The organism is Mesorhizobium sp. (assembly GCF_004963255.1).
Lineage (GTDB): Bacteria > Pseudomonadota > Alphaproteobacteria > Rhizobiales > Rhizobiaceae > Mesorhizobium.
Genome location: NZ_SUGA01000114.1, coordinates 1 through 398, shown reverse-complemented (window position 1 = coordinate 398; position 398 = coordinate 1). Strand labels below are relative to the sequence as shown.

Annotated in this window: 1 protein-coding gene; it reads left to right on the top strand. The window is 65.3% G+C overall.

The features are described from left to right. The coding region (locus tag E5X34_RS32685) for an LLM class flavin-dependent oxidoreductase (RefSeq protein ID WP_292573356.1) at window positions 1–398 on the top strand (398 nt) is incomplete at both ends.

Genomic DNA, 398 nt, shown 5'->3' with positions numbered 1-398 from the left:
GATTCCTGGGTGATCGCGTCGGCCCTGGCGCCGCTGACAGAGCGGTTGCGTTTCCTGGTCGCGGTGCGGCCCGGCCTGCAGTCGCCGACGCTCGCGGCGCGCATGACGGCAACGCTCGATCGTATCTCGAACGGACGTCTGCTGATCAATGTCGTCACCGGCGGCGATCCGCTGGAGAACAAGGGCGACGGCATCTTCCTGTCGCATGCCGAGCGCTATGAGGTGACGCAGGAATTCCTGCAGGTCTACAAGCGCGTGCTGAGCGGCGAGACGGTCGAGCATCAAGGCAAGCATTTCCGCATCGAGGATGGCCGCCTGCTGTTCCCGCCGGTGCAGACGCCCTATCCACCACTCTATTTCGGCGGGTCTTCCGATGCGGGATCGACCGTGGCGGCGCA